19 protein-coding genes are annotated in these 19453 nt (G+C 63.0%); 15 read left to right on the forward strand and 4 right to left on the reverse strand.

Going from position 1 to position 19453, the window contains the following annotated elements:
• The first annotated feature begins 1 nt into the window (after window position 1).
• Entirely contained in the window at window positions 2–3124 is a 3123-nt protein-coding gene (locus HMPREF9696_RS03990) for an efflux RND transporter permease subunit (protein ID WP_002711665.1), read from the forward strand.
• Window positions 3125–3146: 22 nt separating this feature from the next.
• Window positions 3147–3983: an amidohydrolase family protein gene (locus HMPREF9696_RS03995; protein ID WP_002711666.1), complete on the forward strand. Its 837-nt coding sequence runs from the start codon at window positions 3147–3149 to the stop codon at window positions 3981–3983.
• A gap of 218 nt (window positions 3984–4201) precedes the next feature.
• Here HMPREF9696_RS03995 and erpA read toward each other — a convergent pair whose 3' ends face one another.
• Window positions 4202–4540: an iron-sulfur cluster insertion protein ErpA gene (gene erpA / locus HMPREF9696_RS04000; RefSeq protein WP_002711667.1), complete on the reverse strand. Its 339-nt coding sequence runs from the start codon at window positions 4538–4540 to the stop codon at window positions 4202–4204.
• Window positions 4541–4636: 96 nt separating this feature from the next.
• On the opposite strand from erpA, the gene HMPREF9696_RS04005 reads away from it, so the two are divergent.
• The 3 genes from HMPREF9696_RS04005 (at window position 4637) to HMPREF9696_RS04015 (ending at window position 9275) form a co-directional block, all read left to right on the forward strand.
• A complete protein-coding gene (locus HMPREF9696_RS04005; RefSeq protein ID WP_002711668.1) occupies window positions 4637–5845 on the forward strand; it encodes a deoxyguanosinetriphosphate triphosphohydrolase in 1209 nt (402 codons plus the stop codon).
• A 47-nt stretch (window positions 5846–5892) separates the two neighbouring features.
• A complete protein-coding gene (argS, locus tag HMPREF9696_RS04010) occupies window positions 5893–7686 on the forward strand; it encodes an arginine--tRNA ligase (protein WP_002711669.1) in 1794 nt (597 codons plus the stop codon).
• 101 nt (window positions 7687–7787) lie between these two features.
• The gene (locus HMPREF9696_RS04015; protein WP_002711670.1) at window positions 7788–9275 is read left to right on the forward strand and encodes an SPOR domain-containing protein; all 1488 of its coding nucleotides are present in this window, start codon (window positions 7788–7790) and stop codon (window positions 9273–9275) included.
• Between the two features lie 21 nt (window positions 9276–9296).
• Here HMPREF9696_RS04015 and HMPREF9696_RS04020 read toward each other — a convergent pair whose 3' ends face one another.
• Window positions 9297–9860 carry a TetR/AcrR family transcriptional regulator gene (locus HMPREF9696_RS04020; protein ID WP_002711671.1) on the reverse strand — a complete coding sequence of 188 codons (564 nt, stop codon included), beginning with the start codon at window positions 9858–9860 and terminating at the stop codon, window positions 9297–9299.
• 107 nt (window positions 9861–9967) lie between these two features.
• On the opposite strand from HMPREF9696_RS04020, the gene HMPREF9696_RS04025 reads away from it, so the two are divergent.
• From HMPREF9696_RS04025 to surE, 9 genes are all read left to right on the forward strand, one after another.
• The gene (locus HMPREF9696_RS04025) at window positions 9968–10624 is read left to right on the forward strand and encodes a glutathione S-transferase (RefSeq protein WP_002711672.1); all 657 of its coding nucleotides are present in this window, start codon (window positions 9968–9970) and stop codon (window positions 10622–10624) included.
• A 139-nt stretch (window positions 10625–10763) separates the two neighbouring features.
• Window positions 10764–11792: a beta-N-acetylhexosaminidase gene (gene nagZ / locus HMPREF9696_RS04030; RefSeq protein WP_002711673.1), complete on the forward strand. Its 1029-nt coding sequence runs from the start codon at window positions 10764–10766 to the stop codon at window positions 11790–11792.
• Window positions 11789–12625, forward strand: a complete 837-nt coding sequence (locus HMPREF9696_RS04035; protein ID WP_002711674.1) for a segregation and condensation protein A — start codon at window positions 11789–11791, stop codon at window positions 12623–12625. The genes nagZ and HMPREF9696_RS04035 overlap by 4 nt, the downstream gene beginning before the upstream one ends.
• A gap of 33 nt (window positions 12626–12658) precedes the next feature.
• Complete coding sequence (gene scpB, locus HMPREF9696_RS04040; protein WP_002711675.1) at window positions 12659–13441, forward strand: SMC-Scp complex subunit ScpB; 783 nt, start codon at window positions 12659–12661, stop codon at window positions 13439–13441.
• 178 nt (window positions 13442–13619) lie between these two features.
• The gene (locus HMPREF9696_RS04045; RefSeq protein WP_002711676.1) at window positions 13620–13859 is read left to right on the forward strand and encodes a twin-arginine translocase TatA/TatE family subunit; all 240 of its coding nucleotides are present in this window, start codon (window positions 13620–13622) and stop codon (window positions 13857–13859) included.
• A gap of 61 nt (window positions 13860–13920) precedes the next feature.
• Complete coding sequence (tatB, locus tag HMPREF9696_RS04050) at window positions 13921–14331, forward strand: Sec-independent protein translocase protein TatB (protein ID WP_002711677.1); 411 nt, start codon at window positions 13921–13923, stop codon at window positions 14329–14331.
• Window positions 14328–15158 (forward strand): twin-arginine translocase subunit TatC, encoded by an 831-nt coding sequence (tatC, locus tag HMPREF9696_RS04055; RefSeq protein ID WP_002711678.1) that lies wholly within the window; start codon window positions 14328–14330, stop codon window positions 15156–15158. Before tatB ends, tatC begins: the two co-directional genes overlap by 4 nt.
• 145 nt (window positions 15159–15303) lie before the next feature.
• Window positions 15304–16776, forward strand: a complete 1473-nt coding sequence (gene serS, locus HMPREF9696_RS04060; protein ID WP_002711679.1) for a serine--tRNA ligase — start codon at window positions 15304–15306, stop codon at window positions 16774–16776.
• A gap of 1 nt (window position 16777) precedes the next feature.
• Complete coding sequence (gene surE / locus HMPREF9696_RS04065) at window positions 16778–17545, forward strand: 5'/3'-nucleotidase SurE (protein ID WP_002711680.1); 768 nt, start codon at window positions 16778–16780, stop codon at window positions 17543–17545.
• Window positions 17546–17648: 103 nt separating this feature from the next.
• Here surE and HMPREF9696_RS04070 read toward each other — a convergent pair whose 3' ends face one another.
• Both HMPREF9696_RS04070 and HMPREF9696_RS04075 read right to left on the reverse strand, forming a co-directional pair.
• Window positions 17649–18032 (reverse strand): response regulator, encoded by a 384-nt coding sequence (locus tag HMPREF9696_RS04070; protein WP_002711681.1) that lies wholly within the window; start codon window positions 18030–18032, stop codon window positions 17649–17651.
• A gap of 123 nt (window positions 18033–18155) precedes the next feature.
• Window positions 18156–18626: a PaaI family thioesterase gene (locus tag HMPREF9696_RS04075; protein WP_002711682.1), complete on the reverse strand. Its 471-nt coding sequence runs from the start codon at window positions 18624–18626 to the stop codon at window positions 18156–18158.
• 134 nt (window positions 18627–18760) lie between these two features.
• Between HMPREF9696_RS04075 and HMPREF9696_RS04080 the strand changes: the two genes are divergently transcribed.
• Window positions 18761–19414: a protein-L-isoaspartate(D-aspartate) O-methyltransferase gene (locus tag HMPREF9696_RS04080; RefSeq protein WP_002711683.1), complete on the forward strand. Its 654-nt coding sequence runs from the start codon at window positions 18761–18763 to the stop codon at window positions 19412–19414.
• Window positions 19415–19453 lie beyond the last annotated feature (39 nt).

The raw sequence follows: 19453 nt of genomic DNA on the forward strand, positions 1-19453 counted from the left end.
CATGAATCTGTCGGAACTCTGTATCCGCAGACCGGTGATGACGACGCTGATGACGGCGTCGATCATCGCGTTCGGCGTCTTCGGCTTCCGGCTACTGCCCGTCTCGGCTCTGCCGAAGGTGGACTTTCCCACCATTGCCGTGACGGCGACACTGCCCGGCGCCAGCGCGGATACGATGGCGGCCTCGGTCGCGGGGCCGATCGAACGCCAGTTGTCGACGGTCGCGGGCATCTCCTCGATGTCGTCGAGCTCATCGCAGGGCACGACCACCATCACGATCCAGTTCGATCTGAACCGCAGCATCGACGGCGCCGCGCTCGATGTGCAGACCGCGCTGACGGTGGCCCAGCGCCGCCTGCCGGTCGAAATGATTATCCCGCCGACCTTCCGCAAAGTGAACCCGGCCGAATTCCCGATCCTGTTCCTGTCGATGAATTCGGAGACGTTGCCGCTCTCCACCGTCAATGAATATGGCGACATCACCGTGGGGCAGGCGCTGTCGCAGATTCCCGGCGTCGCGCAGGTTCTGATTTACGGCGCGCAGAAGTTCGCCATTCGCGTGCAGGCCGATCCGGAAGTCGCAGCCGCGCGCGGACTGTCGCTGGAAGATATCCGCGCCGCGGTCTCGCGCGCCAATTCGTCGACGCCGGTCGGCACGCTCAACGGTCCCAAGCAGGACATTGCGCTGCAGGCCTCGGCGCAGTTGAACAAGGCCATCGACTACCGGCAGGTCGTGGTGGCCTGGCGGAACGGATCGCCGGTCAAGCTCGATGAAGTCGCCAAGATTTACGACAGCGTGGAGAATGACAAGATCGCCACCTGGTTCAATGGCCGGCGTGCGATCGTGCTGGCGATCCAGAAGCAGCCCGACGCCAATACCGTCGCGGTGGTCGATGCCGTGCGGGCGAAGCTGCCGTCGCTGCGCGCGCAGATCCCGCCGTCGGTGACGATGGATGTGATGCTGGATCGCTCGGTGTCGGTGCGCGAGTCCGTGGCGGACGTCGAGGAAACGCTGCTGATCGCCATTGGTCTCGTGATCGTGGTCATCTTCCTGTTCCTGAGGTCGGCATCCGCGACCTTCATTCCGGCGCTGGCGGTTCCGATCTCGCTGTTCGGCACCTGCGCCGTGATGTACACGCTCGATTATTCCATCAACAACATGACGCTGTTGGCGCTGACCCTGTCGGTCGGATTCGTGGTGGACGACGCTATCGTCATGCTCGAAAACATCGTGCGGCATATCGAAGAGGGCATGAATCCCTATGAGGCTGCGCTGAAGGGCGCGCGCGAAATCGGGTTCACGATTTTGTCGATCACGTTTTCGCTGATCGCGGTGTTCATCCCGGTGCTGCTGATGGGCGGCATCGTCGGCCGCGTGTTCCGCGAATTCGCGGTGACCATTTCCGTCGCCATCATCGTGTCGGGCTTCGTGTCGCTGACGCTGACGCCGATGCTGTGCGCGCGGGTGCTGAAGGCCCACGATCCGCACCATCGCCCCAACTTCATTCTTCGCGGCTTCGAGGCGATGTTCAACGGATGGCTGCGCGCCTACGAGTGGGCGCTCGATCGCGTGCTGGCCTACAAGTTCATCATGTTGCTGGTGACGCTGGCGACACTCGGCGCAACCGTCTGGCTGTACGTCATTGTGCCCAAGGGATTCTTCCCGCAGGAAGACACCGGCTTCCTTGTCGGCGTTACCGAGGCTGCGACTGATACGTCATTCGCGGCGATGAGCGAGCGGCAGAAGATCCTGGCCGATGCCCTGCGGGCCGATCCGGCGGTGGAATTCGTCAACAGCACGGTCGGCTCGGGCGGCCCCAACGCGACCGCCAACTACGGCCGGCTGTTCATCGGGTTGAAACCGAAGGATGAGCGGGCACCGGTTCAGCAGGTCGTCGCCCGTTTCCGCCAGACGGCGCTGCAGGTGCCCGGGATGCAGGCCTTCTTCCAGAGCATCCAGAACCTCAACGTCGGCGGACGTCCATCGAAAAGCCAATATCAGTACACGTTGCAAAGCGGCGACACGGAATCGCTGTATCGCGTCGCGCCCGAGATGCGCGACCGCATCGCCAAGGTGCCCGGGCTACTGGACGTCACCACCGATCTCTACATCAAGAACCCGCAGCTCACGGTCGAGATCGACCGCGAAAAGGCGGCGGTCTATGGCGTGACGGCGGACCAAATCCGCAACCAGTTGTTCAACGCCTATGGCGCGCGGCAGGTCGGCACGATCTACATGCCGTCGAACGACTATCAGATCATTCTCGAAGTGCAGCCCAAGTTCCGGGTCGATCCGACCGACCTGTCGAAACTGTACGTCAAGACGGCCAACAACCAGACTATCCCGCTCGAAACCGTGGCGAAGATGGTGCCAACCGTCGGTCCGCTGCAGATCAACCATCAGGGACAGCAGCCGGCGGTGACGATCTCGTTCAATCTCGCGCCAGGGACCTCGCTCGGCTATGCGGTGGACAAGATCACCCAGATCGAACAGGACTCAAATCTGCCGGCGACGATCGCCACCGGCTTCTCCGGCACCGCGCAGGTGTTCCAGGATTCGCTCCGCGGGCAGGGCGTCCTGATCCTCGCCGCCGTGTTCGCGGCGTTTGTGATCCTCGGCATCCTCTACGAGAGCTTCATTCACCCGATCACGATCATCTCCGGCCTGCCTTCGGCGGGCATCGGCGCGATCCTGACACTGATGCTGTTCAAGATGGAGCTGTCGGTGATCGCGATGATCGGCATCGTCATGCTGGTCGGTATCGTCAAGAAGAACGCGATCATGATGGTCGACTTCGCCATCGAGCGCCGCGCTGTCGGTCTCAGCGCCGAACATGCGATCCGCGAAGCGGCGTTGCTGCGGTTCCGCCCGATCATGATGACCACCTTCGCGGCGATCTTTGGCACGCTGCCGATTGCGCTGGGTGCAGGCGCGGGTGCCGAATTGCGTCAGCCGCTCGGCGTGTCCGTGGTCGGCGGTCTTCTGGTGTCGCAATTGCTGACGCTGTTCATCACGCCGGTGATCTACATCTATCTCGACCGGATCGACCGCCGGCTGCGCCGCCGTCTCGATCCGACCCTGCAGGAGCCGGCGGACGCGCCGCGCGTCGCGGCGGCCGAATAGAATGTTCGCGCGAAGGGGACAGATGAGGGCACGCGGGTGGGTCGCAATCGCCGCTATCGTGATGTGCGCCGCCGGTCCGGTGCGCGCATCCGAAGAGCCGATCGAAATCTTCGACGCGCACCTGCACTATAACTGGGAGCCGAAGCCGTATTACGAACTCGACGAAGTGCTCGTGTTGTTCAAAAAACATCGTGTCACGGGTATCCTCGCGACCAGCCGTCCCAACACCGGCACACATGCCCTGATGGACGCAAAAGCGGACGGTCTGTGGATCGTCCCGTTCATCCGGCCTTATCGCGTGCGTCCCGATATCCAGACCTGGTTCAACGATCCCACGATCTTCGATCTCGTGCAGGACGAGTTCAAGCGCGGCTACTATCGCGGCATCGGCGAGTTTCACCTGTCGGGAAAGGCGGCTGCGAGCGAGTGGGTGAAGAAGGCGGTCGATTTCGCCGTCGCCAACGATCTCTATCTGCACGCCCATGCCGACGATGAGGCCGTCGAGATTCTGATGCGTCACAACGGCCGCGCCAGGATCATCTGGGCGCATACCGGTTTCGGCCTCGCGCCGCACCGTGTTGCGGCGATGCTGGCGACCTATCCGAATTTATGGGGCGAGTTGTCCTACCGCAGCGGCATCACCGGCGCGGGCGGCGTGCTGACGCCGGAATGGCGTGCGATGTTTGAAAAATATCCGGACAGGTTTTTGCTGGGATCGGACACCTGGATCAGCGAACGCTGGTCAAGCTACGGCGCGATCATGGCCGAGTATCGCGGCTGGCTGAAGCAATTGCCGCCGGGGATCGCCAAACAGATCGCGCATGGCAACGCCAAGCGGCTCTTCGCCGAGAGGAAGTAGCCCCGCATCCTGTCGTCATCCTGAGGTGCGAGCTGTCTTTGGCGAGCCTCGAAGGATGAGAGTTTGCCTTACCTCTCCCATGGGGAGAGGTCGGCGCGCAGCGCCGGGTGAGGGGGTACGCTCTCTCGATAGATTCTACGCCCTCACCCCAACCCTCTCCCCACGGGAGAGGGAGTTAGACTGCGCTCGCGTCGGAGCAGGAGTCTAATTCAAAGAAACTAGATCGAAAAGCTGGTGCCGCAACCGCAGGACGCAGTGGCGTTCGGGTTGTTGACGCGGAACGACGCGCCGATCAGGTCGTCCACGAAGTCGACTTCCGATCCGGCGAGGAACGGCACCGATGACGGGTCGACCAGCACCACCGCGTTGTCCCGCTCGATCACGAGATCGTCGTCAGCACGGGCGCGTTCGACATCGAACTTGTACTGAAAGCCCGAGCAGCCGCCGCCTTCGACGCTGATGCGGAGCATCGCGCCGTCGCCTTCCGATTTCAGGATGGCGCCGATTCGCTTGGCGGCCCGTTCCGAAATCGTGACGTTGGTGGCGGTATCGGTCATAACAGTCTCCGAAATCACGGGTATTTAACTGGTTCCGTGTGGCATAGTTAAGTGCGCTGAACGCCAGAATCAAACACCGAAAGTAGAATAATTCGTATGTCGGTCGGAATGGCTGCCCCTCCTGCGGTCTATGGCTCCGATCCCGGTCAGAGCCGGGGCAGGCGCTATAACGAGCCGCCGAGCCTGCGCCGCAGCGCCTTTCGGCGGGATTGCGACCGGGTGATCCATTCCAACGCCTTCCGGCGCCTGAAGCACAAAACCCAGGTTTTCGTGTTCCATGAAGGCGATCACTACCGCACCCGACTGACCCATACGCTCGAAGTGGCACAGATCGCCCGCGCGCTGGCGCGGCAGCTCGGGCTCGACGAGGACCTGACCGAGACACTGGCGCTGGCTCATGACCTCGGCCATCCGCCGTTCGGCCATGCTGGCGAGCGGGCGCTGGACGAATGCCTGCGGGCGCATGGCGGGTTCGACCACAATGCGCAGAGCCTGCGCGTGGTGACGCTGCTGGAGCGGCGCTATCCGCAGTTCGACGGTCTCAATCTGACGTGGGAATCCCTTGAGGGCATCGTCAAGCACAATGGGCCGCTGATCGACCGGAATGGTGAGCCGGTTGGCCGCTATCGCGAACATGGCGTGCCGGTCGGCATATCCGAATACGTTGCGTATCACGATCTCGAATTGTGGAGTTACGCCTCGCTGGAAGCGCAGGTCGCCGCCGTCGCCGACGATATCGCGTACGACGCGCATGACATTGACGACGGATTGCGGGCAGGGCTGTTTACGGTCGATGACCTCGGCGCCATTCCGCTGATCGCGGACATCAATGCGGTGATCACGGCGCGCTATCCGGTTCTTGATGAAACCCGTCGCGGCGCAGAACTGGTGCGCGAACTGATCTCCTATCTGATCGAGGACGTGTTTTCGGAAACGCGCCGGCGGCTTGGTGCGGCAAATCCCGGCAGCGCCACCGATGTGCGCAATCACAACGCCACGCTGGTTGCCTTCTCGGCTGAGGCCGAAACCACCGAGGCGATGATCAAGCGTTTCCTCAAGACGCACATGTACCGCCACGAGCGGGTCATGCGCGTGATGCGGGACGCGGAGGCCGTGGTGCGCGATCTGTTCGCCCGCTATCAGGCCGAACCGGGCGATCTGCCCGCCGAATGGCTGCCCCATGAAGGCGAAGACGGCGAGGCGGGCCGCGCCCGCCGGATCGGCGATTTCATTGCCGGAATGACCGACAGATACGCCATCATCGAGCACCGGCGGCTTTTTGACTCGACCCCGGATTTGCGTTAGGCGGCGGCCTGAAAAAGGCCAATTCGCCGCGGATTACAGGACGTCTCATGACTTCGCCCAAGCACCCCCCGCATCTGTTCGCCGACGTGCTTTCGCGCGTGCATGCCGTGTGCGCCGCGCTCGGCCGCGAGGGCGCGCTGCCGGAGGGGATCGACCTCTCGCGCGTGGTGGTCGAGCCGCCGAAGGATGCTGCCCACGGCGACATGGCGACCAATGCCGCGATGGTGCTGGCCAAGGAGGCCAAGGCCAAGCCGCGTGACCTCGCCGACAAGATCGCCGCGAAGCTGCGTGCCGATCCGCTGATCGAGGCCGTTGATATCGCCGGTCCCGGATTCATCAACCTGACGCTGAAGACCTCCGCGTGGTTCGGCGCGCTGCGCTCCGTGCTGGAGCAGGGCACGGGCTATGGCCGCAGCAACATCGGTGCGGCTGAGAAGGTCAATGTCGAATATGTCTCGGCGAATCCGACGGGGCCGATGCATGTCGGCCATTGCCGTGGCGCGGTGTTTGGCGATGCGCTCGCGAGCCTCCTGTCGTTCGCGGGCTATGACGTCACCAAGGAGTATTACATCAACGACGCCGGCGCGCAGGTCGATGTGCTCGCGCGCTCGGCATTCCTGCGCTACCGCGAGGCCCTTGGTGAAGCCATTGGCGAAATTCCGGAGGGGCTTTATCCGGGTGATTACCTCGTGCCAGTCGGCAAGGCGCTCGCAGCGGAATACGGCGACAGGCTGACGAAGCAGCTTGAGGCCGAGTGGCTGCCGGTGGTGCGTGCAAAAGCCATCGCCATGATGATGGACATGATCAAGGGCGATCTCGCCGCGCTCAACATCCGGCACGATGTGTTTTTCTCGGAGCGTTCGCTGAACGAGAACGGCAATGACCGCGTCGGTGCGACCATCGCCGGACTGCGCGCGAAGGGTGACGTCTATGAAGGCCGCCTGCCGCCGCCGAAAGGCGCGCCGGTCGAGGATTACGAGGATCGCGAGCAGACGCTGTTCCGCGCCACCGCGTTCGGCGACGACGTGGACCGTCCGCTGAAGAAGTCGGATGGCTCCTACACTTACTTCGCGTCCGACATCGCCTATCACAAGACCAAGTTCGATCGCGGCTTCCTCAACATGGTGGACGTGTGGGGCGCCGACCATGGCGGCTATATCAAGCGTGTGCAGGCGGCGATCAAGGCCGTCACCAACGACAAGGCCACGCTGGATGTGAAGATCGTGCAGCTCGTGAAGCTGCTGCGGGGCGGCGAGCCGGTGAAAATGTCGAAACGCTCCGGCGATTTCGTCACGCTGCGCGAAGTCGTCGATGAAGTCGGCTCCGACGCGGTGCGCTTCATGATGCTGTTCCGCAAGAACGATGCGGTACTGGACTTCGATCTCGCCAAGGTGATCGAGCAGTCCAAGGACAACGCGGTGTTCTATGTGCAGTACGGGCACGCGCGCGGTTATTCGATTTTCAAGAACGCGCGCGAGACGGTTCCCTCATTGCCTGAGGACGCCATCGCGCGCGTCGCATTCCTGCGCGATGCGAAGATCGAGCGTCTGAACGATCCGGTCGAACTCAGCCTGATCCGCCAGATCGCACTGTTCCCGCGTATCGTGGAGGCGGCGGCGCTGGCACACGAGCCACACCGAATCGCGTTTTACCTGTATGATCTGGCCAGCGAATTCCACGCACTCTGGACCAAGGGGCGCGATATGCCTCATTTACGCTTCATTATCCAGAATGATGCAGAAGTAACAATCGCGCGACTTGCCCTGGTTCAGGGCGTCGTCTCGGTTCTGGCTTCAGGCCTCGCCGTGCTCGGCGTTCATGCCCCGGACGAGATGCGATAATTGGGGATTTGACCGCCGCAGGGACCGGTGGCGGTATGTGAGAAGCGGCGTTCGTTTGAATGACGGGCGAGGCGCTTCCCCGAAGGGGATGCAACATCGCAATGGCCAACCAGTATCGCGACAGACCGTTTCCGGCGGACGATGATTACGGCCGGGATCAATCTCGTGCTCCTGCACCGGGCGAGAGTGATCCGCTTGCGGAACTGGCGCGGTTGATTGGACAGACCGATCCGCTCTCGACGTTTGGCCGCGATCAGCAGCGGCAACCGCAGCAGTATCAGCCGCACGATCAGTACGACGCGCCCGAGCCGGTTGAGGAAGAGATTCCACCGCCGCCGCGTCCCTCTTGGATGCAGAACCTTGCAGCTGCGCGTCCCGCGCCGCAGGAGCCTGCGTACCGCGAAGAGCCATCCTATCGGGACGATCAATACGCGCAGCAGCAGGGTCACTACGATCCGCGCTACGCGCAGAACGATCCGGCCCAAAACAATCTCGGTTATGGTCACCAGGAACCGCAGTTCGATCACAGCGGTTACGATCCGGCAATGTCTGCGCAGGGGCGCGGTCATCAGGCCGGCGCCGGCGATCGCTACGACGATGTGCTTTACGGCCGCCCGGACCATGACCCCGCGCAGCAATACGGAGCGCAGGACGAATATTACGGCAACGGCGCTTACGACCGTCCGCCGTATGAGGAGACTTACGAGCAGGAATCGAAGCCTCGCCGGGGCGGCACCATGACCGTCGTGATGGTGCTGGCGCTCGCTGTTGTCGGCACCGGCGCCGCTTTCGCTTACCGGACCTTCATCGGGTCGCCACGCAGCGGGGAGCCGCCGGTCATCAAGGCCGATGCAGGTCCGAACAAGATCATTCCGCCCGGTGCGAGCGACGGTTCAAGCAAGCAGATCTACGACCGCGTGGGCGACAAGTCGGCTGAACGTGTTGTCTCGCGCGAGGAGCAGCCGGTTGACGTGAATGCGAAAACAGGTCCGCGCGTGGTGTTCCCGCCGCTGACCCAGAACGCAAGCCCGCCAACGGTCTCCAGCGCATCGCCGAATGTCCGGCCGACAGGCCCGGGGGTTGGCAACGGCACGCTGACGGGTGGCGAGGAACCACGGAAGATCCGAACTCTCAGCATCCGTCCCGAGCAGGACGCCAACGCCGCGATCCCGGCGCGTGGACAGCCTGCGCCGCAACAGCGCGCTGCTCCGGCTCCGGCCAGCACGGCTTCGACGCCGCCGCAATCGGCGAACGCGCCGGTCTCGCTGGCGCCTCAGGCCCAGCCTGCGCCCGAGCCCCGGACCAGAACCGCCGCGATCAATCCCGCCCAGGTGACGGGTGCGGGGGCCTATGTGCAGGTCTCGTCGCAGAAGTCCGAAGCCGATGCCAAGGCGTCCTACAAGGCGCTGCAGGGCAAATATGCGGGCATTCTCGGCTCGCGCTCGGCGACCATTCACCGGGCCGATGTATCGGGGAAGGGGACGTTCTACCGCGCGCTGGTGGGACCGTTCGCGACCAATGACGAGGCCACGCAGTTCTGTCTCAATCTGAAATCCGCCGGCGGCCAGTGCATCGTTCAGCGGCGCTGAGATAATCCGGCCACCGGGCAACTACGCGGGCAGAAGGCCTGCCGCACGGTAGTTTTCGATCAGCGCATCGTAGAGCGAGATATCGGCGCGGCTGCGCGCGACCAGTTGTGCGCCCGCAATCGCAGCGAATATGGCCCGTGCCCGCGTGTCGTGTTCGTCCGGGCCAACCAGACCGGCTGCGGACAGGACCCTGCCGAGCCAGGCGACGTTCACATCCGCGAATGTCTGGACCTCTCGTCGGACAGCGTCAGGCAGATCGTCATGTTCGGCAGCCATGAAACTGCACAGGCACATGCGGTTGCCGTTCTCGAGCGCTTTGCGGAACGTTCCGGGATATTGCCGCAGGCATGCGAGCGGATCGGGAGTGTCCGCCAGCATCGCCTCAAGGGCTGACGACGAGTCTTCCCAATAGCGCTTGGCCACCGCCGCCGCGAGATCGGCCTTGCTCGGGAAATGATGGTAGATGCTGGCGGCCTTGATGCCGACTTCGTCCGCCAACGTGCGGAAATTCAAGCCTCCGTATCCATGGGCCTGAGCGGTGCGCTTGGCGGCAGCCAGAATGGCTTCCCTGGAAGTTGTACTCATCGCGTCTGCCTCAGTGCCTGGCATCTACCAAGTGATAGATAGAGATTGACCGGCAGAGAATAGCCGATAGTGTGACACCTACCAAGTGATAGGTAGGAAGCGTCGCCATGAAAATCTATGACTGGCATACGGGGCCTTATCCGGCGCGCGTTCGCATCGCTTTGGCCGAGAAAAATCTCCGGTCGCGGGTCCAGTTTGTCTCGGTCGATCTGCGGAAAGGCGAGCACAAGACACCCGCATTTCTTGCCAAGAATTACTCAGGCACCTTGCCGGTGCTCGAACTCGAAGATGGCACCCTGATTGCCGAATGCACCGCCATCACCGAATATCTCGACAACCTGGACGGCGAACCCACGCTGACAGGAAGGACGGCCCGGGAAAAGGGCCTGATCCACATGATGAGCAAGCGTGCCGAACTCGAATTGCTCGACGCCATCAGCGTCTATTTCCATCATGCTACTCCGGGGCTTGGGCCCCATGTCGAGATTTATCAGAACGCCGAATGGGGCTTTCGCCAGCGCGACAAGGCCGTCCGGGGTATGCACTATTTCAACGGCATCCTGAGCGGGCAGCCATTCGTGGCCGGCGAGACATTCTCGATGGCTGACATCACCGTTATCGGGGGCCTGATCTTCGCGGACCTGCTCAAGGTTCCGGTGCCGGCGGAGTGCGAGGCGCTCCGCAATTGGTACGCCGCCATGCAGGCGCGTCCCAGTGTCAGGAACAGGATTGCGATGTCCGAGCCGGTGAGGGCGCCGCTCTGACGTTGGCGTCACGGTCCCGCGGCTCTTCGGCAAATCATTGGAACGATTGCGTTTGTGACTGTGGATGACCCCCACAATCCCGTGTGATTTGGCCTGCTTTCCTTGACCCTGCCGCCATGTGCGCGCTAATCGCGCAAGCATGGCCCCGCGCGCGTTCATTACCGGCGTCTCCGGAACCGCTCTCACCGACGAGGAGCGGGCGTTTTTGCGCGACCAGCGGCCTTGGGGTTTCATCCTGTTCAAGCGCAATGTGGAGACGCCTGACCAAGTTACTCGGCTGGTTCAGGAATTGCGCGCCAGCGTCGGACGGGCCGATGCCCCGGTCCTGATCGACCAGGAAGGCGGGCGTGTGCAGCGGCTGCAGCCGCCGCACTGGCCGGCCTATCCGCCCGGCGCCGTGTTCAGCGCGCTGTACGACATTGAACCGGCGGCGGGACTTGAAGCCGCTCGCCTGTCCTCGCTGCTGATTGCGGCCGATCTGGCCGATCTCGGCATCACCGTGGATTGCCTGCCGCTCGCCGATGTGCCGGTTCCCGGCGCGGACTCGGTGATCGGCGATCGGGCCTATGGCACAACGCCGGCCAAGGTGGCGGAGATCGCCCGTGCCGTCACCAAGGGGTTGGCGCAGGGCGGCGTTCTGCCGGTGCTCAAGCACATTCCCGGCCACGGACGCGCCACGGCGGACAGCCATTTCCGGCTCCCGACGGTCGACACCTCGGCGGCGGAACTTGAGGAAACCGATTTCGCAGCCTTCAGGCCGCTGGCCGATCTGCCCATGGCCATGACCGCACATGTTGTGTTTAGCGCCCTCGACCCCGCCCAACCCGCGACCACATCTGCGACAATCATTGAACAGGTGATTCGCGGGACCATTGGTTTCCAGGGTTTGTTAATGAGTGATGACGTTTCCATGAACGCCCTGCACGGTTCGATCGCCGAGCGGTCGCGCGCCAGCTTCAAGGCGGGCTGCGACGTGGTTCTTCATTGCAACGGCAAGCTCGACGAGATGGCGCAGGTGGCCGCCGAGAGTCCGGAACTCGCAGGCGAAGCTCTGACGCGCGCGGATCGCGCGCTGGCCTCGCGGCGGACGCCGCAGCCGTTCGACCGTGGCGCGGCGCGCGCTGAACTCGACCGCCTGATCGACCGGGCAGGGAGCCTGACGTCATGACCGCCGAAATCTTGTCCTTCGAGACGGGACTGCCTGCCGATCACAACGACGGCGAACCGTCGCTGGTCGTCGATGTCGAAGGGTATGAAGGCCCGCTCGATCTGCTGCTTGCGCTGGCCCGCCAGCAGAAGGTCGACCTTCACAAGATTTCAATTCTCGCGCTGGCCGACCAGTATCTCGTTTTCATCGAAGAAGCGCGCAAGCTGCGGCTGGAACTGGCCGCCGACTATCTCGTCATGGCGGCGTGGCTGGCCTATCTCAAGTCGCGCCTGCTGCTGCCCGAGCCGCCCTCGGCGGAAGGACCCAGCGCGGAGGATCTTGCGACCGCGCTCGCCAACCGCCTGCGCCGCCTCGAGCAGATCCGCGAAGCCTCCAACCGCCTGATGACCCGCCCGCAACTGCGGCGCGATATTTTCCCGCGCGGATTTCCGGAACAGATCGCGCAGGTCAAGCATCAGCGCTGGACCGCGACGCTGTACGACCTGCTCACCGCCTACGCGACGCAGCGTCAGCAGCGCGTGCTCGCGACCGTGCATCTCGCCAAGCGCACCGTTTGGTCGCTGTCGGAAGCGCGCGCCTCGCTGGAGCGGCTGGTTGGAGCGGCTGAGTCCGAAGACTGGGCCAGCCTCGATGAACATCTGATGCGCTATGTGGTCGATCCGACCCAGCGCGCCACCGTGTTCGCATCGAGCTTCGCCGCGGCGCTCGAACTGGTGCGCGAGGGCACGCTCGACCTGCACCAGAAAGAAGCATTCGCACCTTTGTATTTTCGTAAGCACGTATCGCATTTGCCGCCGGACGCTCAGGCAGCGCCGGAAGTGCAGGCCGATTAAGACGTCGCGTCAGTGGAAGAAGGAGACAGGGCCATGGCAAGTCCGGCGAGAACGACGGCGCACATCGCTCCGGTTGAAGATTCCGAGGAGTCTGTCGTGGAGACCTCTGTTGTGGAGTCGGCCCAGGAATCGTCCAGCGAGACCGCTGCGCGCCCCGAGGAACTGCGCCTTCTCGAAGCCCTGCTGTTCGCCTCCACCGAACCGCTCGAGGAATCCGCGCTGGCCAAGCGCATGCCGGACGGCGTGGACGTAAAAGCGGCGCTGTCACAGTTGCAGGCCGATTACGCCATGCGCGGGGTCAATCTGGTCCGCGTGGCCAGCAAGTGGACCTTCCGCACCGCCGGTGATCTGTCGTGGCTGATGACCCGCGAAAGCACCGAAACGCGCCGCCTGTCGCGCGCGGCGATCGAGATGCTGGCGATCATCGCCTACCACCAGCCGGTGACCCGCGCCGAGATCGAGGAAATCCGCGGCGTGGTGACCTCGAAGGGAACCCTGGACGTGCTGCTGGAAACCGGCTGGATCCGTCCGCGTGGCCGTCGCAAGACGCCGGGCCGCCCGCTGACCTTCGGGACCACCGAGGCGTTCCTTTCGCAGTTCAGCCTGGAAGCGCTGGGCGATCTGCCAGGCCTGGACGAGCTGAAGGGCGCGGGGCTGCTGGATACCCGCCTGCCGGGCGGCTTTGCTGTTCCGTCGCCGTCCGACGATCCGGCACTGCGCGAGGACGAGGACCCGCTGGAGCCGGGCGACCTCGAATTGACGCTGGCGCCGGCCGTGGAGCCGGAAAACGAGCCGGAAAAGGGCGGCGAGAGCTGAAACGCACGCGCCGGATCGACAGCGGCGCGCCTGCGGGAGCGAACATTAACTCTGGTGTCAATGCGCCGGTTTGCGCAATCCTGACGCGGGGTTAATCCTTGTTTTTGACACCTCCGGGGCCTACTTTCCGGTCAGAAATGGCCGGACGCTCCGGCCCCGTGTTTTGGAGGACGGCAGTATGGGTTCGATGAGTATCTGGCACTGGATCGTCGTGATCGCCGTGGTCCTGCTGCTGTTCGGCCGTGGCAAGATCTCGGACCTGATGGGCGACGTCGCGCAGGGCATCAAGGCCTTCAAGAAGGGCATGTCCGATGACGAGGCCAAGCCCGCCGAGAAGCCCGAGCCTGTGAAGACCATCGACAGCGCTCCGTCGGCATCGACCTCGCAGCGGACTGATGTCGGCAGCAAGGCGGTCTGAGGTTAAAACCTCGCATTCCTGAGAGAGAACGGGGCATCAAGCCCCGTCAGCGGAATCTTCCATGTTCGACATCGGGTGGAGTGAACTGGTCGTCATCGGCGTCGTGGCGCTGATCGCCATCGGCCCGAAGGAATTGCCCGGCGTGCTGCGCATGGTCGGGCAATGGATCGGCAAGGCCCGCCGCATGGCCGCTGAATTCCAGGGCCAGTTCAACGAGGCGATGCGCGAAGCCGAGATGGCGGACATCAAGAAGACGTTCGATGATGCCTCCGCCGCCGCCAAGGACATGTCGCCGACCAATCTCCTGACGTCGCTCAACAAGGACGTCGAGGACGCCATGAAGATCGACCAGCCGGTGATGACGCCGACCACACCCGAGCCGCCGACACCGGAAACCTTCGTGGAAGCCGAAGCGCATGCGCCGGCGGTTGAAACGCCGCCGCCCGCTTTACCGGACGCCAAAGCGTCATGAGTCACGAGGACATCGAAGCCACCAAGGCGCCCTTGATGGATCACCTGATCGAGCTGCGCTCGCGGCTGATCAAGGCGCTGCTGGCGTTCGGCCTTGCGTTCATTCTCTGCTTCGTCTTCGCCAAGCAGATTTACAACGTGCTGGTCTGGCCGTTCGTCTGGGTGGCGGGGCCCGAAAATTCCAAATTCATCTACACCGCGCTGCTGGAATACTTCCTCACCCAGTTGAAGCTGGCGATGTTCGGCGCGGGCTTCCTGTCGTTCCCGGTGATCGCGGCGCAGATCTACATGTTCGTCGCGCCCGGCCTCTACAAGCACGAGCGCGGCGCGTTCCTGCCGTATCTGGTCGCGACGCCGATCTTCTTCGTGCTCGGCTCGCTGCTGGTCTATTTCCTCGTGCTGCCGATGCTGATCCGCTTCTCGCTCGGCATGCAGCAGGTCGGCGGCGCCGAGACGGCGCAGATCGCGCTGCTGCCGAAAGTCGGCGAATATCTCTCGCTGATGATGTCGCTGATCTTCGCCTTCGGCATCGCGTTCCAGTTGCCGGTGATCCTGACACTGCTCGGGCGGATCGGAGTCCTCACCTCGAAGCAACTCAGGGAAAAGCGGCGCTACTTTATCGTCGTTGCCTTCGTTCTTGCCGCCGTGCTGACGCCGCCGGATGTCATCAGCCAGATGTCGCTCGCGCTGCCGCTCCTGATCCTCTACGAGGGCTCGATCATCGCCGTCGCCATGGTCGAGAAGCGGAAGGCAGCCGAGGCGTCCAGAGGCACCACGCCGCCGGCCGATACGCCGCCGACGCCGCCAGCGACCACCCCGGCGGAATAAGACCCGCCCGGCGGGGTCGGGTATCATTGCTGCAATGCCCCTCGATTCGCGGTTTCCGGGCTTGACCGGGGCGACTGCGGCTTGTTCTAACCCACCCAGATTTTGACGCAGATGGCCGGAAAACCGGTCTCGACCGGAAGCTGCCATGCACGACATCAAGTGGATACGCGACAATCCCGAGGCTTTTGACAAGGCGCTTGGCCGCCGTGGACTGGAGCCGTTGTCGTCGTCGCTGATCGCGCTGGACGAGAAGCGCCGCGTCGCCATTCAGGCCTCCGAGCAGGCGCAGGCGCGCCGCAACGCGGCATCCAAGGAAATCGGCGAGGCCAAGAAGGCCAAGGACAATGCGCGCGCCGACGCGCTGATGGCCGAAGTCGGCGAACTGAAGACCAGGTTGCCCGAGCTTGAAGCGGCGGTGAGAGAGGCCGAAGAAGAACTCAATAAAGAACTCGCGCAGATTCCGAACCTGCCGCTCGACGAAGTGCCGGACGGCGCCGACGAACACGGCAATGTCGAGCATCATCACTACGGCGCCAGGCGCAACTATGCGTTCAAGCCGAAGGAGCATGTCGAGCTTGGCGAAGCGCTGAAGTTCATGGATTTTGAGGCGGCGGCCCGGATGTCGGGCGCACGTTTCGTCGTTTTGAAAAAAGGCCTCGCGCGCCTTGAACGCGCTATCGGCCAATTCATGCTCGACCTGCACACCGAGACGCACGGTTACACCGAAGTCAATCCGCCGCTTCTCGTGCGCGACGGGGCAATGTTCGGCACCGCGCAGTTGCCGAAGTTTGAGGATGATCAGTTCAGGGCAACTCGAAAACTAAGCCTAGAAGATCGAAGGAATATATTTGCCCAGATCAACGCGGAGGACACCCAGCCGGATGCGCGCGGGAATTCAAAGTACTATGAGGTGATTGAAGAAATACCGGGGAGGCGGAAGGCAATCTTCAACGCTAAGGGGCTGGAACGAATTGAAGAACTGCGCGATGCGGCTAATTTGTTTTGGCTCATCCCGACCGCCGAAGTGCCGCTGACCAATCTCGTTCGCGAATCCATTCTCGACGAAAAAGAACTGCCGATGCGCCTGACGGCGTTGACGCCGTGCTTCCGTGCGGAAGCGGGTGCTGCGGGCCGCGACACGCGCGGCATGATCCGCCAGCATCAGTTTACCAAGGTGGAACTGGTCTCGATCACGACGCCGGAAGAATCGAAGAACGAACACGAGCGCATGTTGTCCTGCGCCGAGGAAGTTCTGAAAAAACTCGACCTGCATTATCGCGTGATGACGCTGTGCACCGGCGATATGGGCTTCGCCTCGCAGAAGACCTACGACATCGAGGTGTGGATGCCGGGGCAAGGCGAGGGCGGCATGTACCGCGAGATTTCGTCCTGCTCGGTGTGCGGCGACTTCCAGGCGCGGCGCATGGATGCGCGCTCGCGCGGACCGGACGGCAAGCCGCGCTTTGTCCACACGCTGAACGGCTCGGGCACCGCGGTCGGCCGCGCATTGATTGCGGTGATGGAAACCTATCAGCAGGAGGACGGCTCGATCGCCGTGCCGGATGTCCTGCAGCCGTATATGGGCGGCCTCAAAGTGATCGCTAGGGAAGAAAAATAAAATGCGAATTCTCTGTACCAACGACGACGGTATTCACGCGCCGGGCCTTCAGGTCATCGAGGAAATCGCGAAACAGATTTCCGACGACGTGTGGGTGATCGCGCCTGAACTCGATCAGTCCGGCGTCTCGCATTCGCTGTCGCTGAACGATCCGCTGCGCCTGCGCGAGGTGGATGACCGCCATTTCTCGGTGCGCGGCACGCCGACCGACTGCGTCATCATGGGCGCGCGCCACATCCTGAAAGACAAGCAGCCCGGCATCGTGCTGTCCGGCGTCAACAAGGGCCGCAACGTCGCCGAAGACGTGGTCTATTCCGGCACCATCGCTGGCGCCCTGGAAGGCACCATTCTCGGCCTGCCGTCCTTTGCGTTGTCGCAGGAATTTTCCATGGAGACGCGCACCAAGCCGCTGTGGGAAACAGCGCTGAAGTTCGGTCCCGATGTGATCCGCAATGTGATGAAGCTCGGCGTGCCGCGCGATACGGTGGTGAACGTCAATTTCCCCGCCTGTATGCCCGATGAAGTGAAGGGCATTGCCGTCACGCGGCAGGGCAAGCGCAATCTGGGCTTCCTGCGCATCGACAGCCGCCATGACGGGCGCGGCAATCCGTATTACTGGATCGGCTTCGAGCGGGCCGCGATGCTGGAAGAGCCGGCGGAAGGGACCGATCTCGCTGCGCTGGCGGCGAAGTACGTGTCAGTCACGCCGCTGCGGCTCGACCGCACCGACGTTGCGTTCTCGGAAAAGCTGAGAGGCGTGTTGAAGTAGGGTTTGAAAAGGATTGATGCGTCATTGCGAGGAGCGTTAGTGACGAAGCAATCCAGCTTTATCCAAGAATGGATTGCTTCGCTTCGCTTGCAATGACGATGAGTTACGCAGTCACGCCCTTGAGCGTGGCCTCGATGGTCCGCGCCAGCGTTTCGATCTGGAAGGGTTTTTGCAGCGTCGGGCGGTCGCGGAATTTTTCCGGCACGCCCTGCACGCCGTAGCCCGTCGCGAACACAAACGGAATGTCCCGCATCTGGATCGCTTCGGCGACCGGCGAGATCACCTTGCCGTTGACGTTGACGTCGAGGATCGCGATGTCGAAATCGGTCGCCTGAACAAGGCGCACGCCTTCATCAATGTCGCCGGCTTCGGCGGCGATGGCATAGCCGAGCTCTTCGAGCATGTCCGCGACCATCATGCGGATCATGACCTCGTCTTCAACCAGCAGAACCGACGTTCGCGACCCCGCTATGTACTGGCCAGGCATTCGTTCCCCAACGAGAAATCCGGATTGGCTGACAAAAGAATACCACAAATATACTGCGCGCAACGAACACCTCACGCAAAAGTTCCATGCGCAGGAACTTTCGCCCCCAAAACCGGTGCGGTGTCAGTCCGGGACCGGAAAGAACCGGCCTTTGCCGGTCGCCAGCACACTGCCTGTGCTCAGGTCTTCCAGCCGGCCCTCGACATCCACGTAGCGGCCATGGTCGGTCACCAGCGCGCCGCGCCCGACGATCGGGGTCTCGGTCGGCACCGGCTTCATGTAGCGGATGGTCAGTTCTCCGGTCACGCCGAGCCGCCCGGTCGCCCGCAGAACCGTTGCCGCCAGCACCTCGTCGAGATAGGCGGCGATGATGCCGCCATGCGCCGCGCCCGGCGGCCCCTCGTAGTGTTTCGCAATCACGATCGGCGAGGCGACGCCTTCGCCGGTCTTGAACGTGCGCACATGCAGGCCGGCCGGGTGTGACGGGCCGCAGCCAAAGCACTGATGAAAGCGATTATCGGGATCGCCTGAGAGGCGTTGCTCCTCAAGCCCGTCAAAGGTGGCGTGAAACGCTTCGTGAAGGGGAGGTGTCATCGCAGTCCTTGGCTCGCTTGAAGTGTCGATCACGCGCAACATATCTGAATTTGCGATACAAAAAGGTGGCGCATCCCGCGATCCTTGTCAAAGTAAGCCGCATCGAATCCGTTCGCTTCAAGTGTTGACCAGGCATGCAATCGTCCCAGCCCACGCCGCACGACAAGATGATGTTTCAGTTGAACCTGCGGCAGCGCGGGATCAGCGATCAGGCTGTGCTGAAGGCGATGGAAGAGGTGCCGCGCGAACTGTTCGTCTCGTCGCTGGACCGCGGCCATGCCTATCGCGACACGCCGCTCGGTATCGCCTGCGGACAGACCATCAGCCAGCCTTTCATCGTCGCCTACATGACTGAACAACTCGATCTGGAGCCGTCGCATCGCGTTCTCGAGATCGGCACGGGATCGGGCTATCAGGCCGCGGTCCTGTCGAAGCTGGCGCGGGACGTGGTGACGCTGGAGCGGTTTCGTACGCTGGCCGAACGGGCGAGGCTCGTCCTGAAAGAACTGAAATGCGGCAATGTGGACGTCATTCTCGGTGACGGCTTCAACGTGCCGGACAACCTCGGCACCTTCGACCGGATCATGGTCACTGCGGCGATGGTGGACATTCCGGAAGCGCTGCTGGCGCGGCTGGAGCCCGGGGGCGTCCTGATCGCGCCGGTTGGGCCAGTGGACGACAAGCAAGTGCTGGTCCGTGTCGCGCGGACGGGGGACGGTTTCGACCGGCAGGAGCTTGTGGCGGTCCGGTTCGTTCCGGCGCTTGAGGGGATCGCCCGCGAATTGTGAGCGCGGCGATTGCGCTTTGCAGCATGCGCCGACGGGCGC

It is taken from the genome of Afipia clevelandensis ATCC 49720 (assembly GCF_000336555.1).
In the GTDB taxonomy this organism is placed as follows: domain Bacteria; phylum Pseudomonadota; class Alphaproteobacteria; order Rhizobiales; family Xanthobacteraceae; genus Afipia; species Afipia clevelandensis.